Here is a 236-nt window from a genome sequence, read left to right as displayed (position 1 = left end):
CCCCAAAGCTCATCCTACATTGTAGTTAATCCCTTTGTGTGACAAATCAGAAAATGTGAATCGGTGACAAGCATCCATCCCCACTGACAAAATCAGTCTTTTCTGCCTTGTTTCGCTGACAAATTTGTCACTGAAATTACAATTCTGCATGAAAAAAGCGGCAATGAAACTATCTTCATTACCGCTAAAAATGAGCGTCTCCTATAGGAATCGAACCTACAATAGAGTCTTAGGAG

Source organism: Eubacterium sp. AF15-50 (assembly GCF_934835595.1).
In the GTDB taxonomy this organism is placed as follows: Bacteria; Bacillota; Clostridia; order Lachnospirales; family Lachnospiraceae; genus Eubacterium_G; species Eubacterium_G segne.
The sequence above is the reverse complement of the archived record's forward strand: the minus strand, read 5'-3'. Positions refer to the sequence as shown.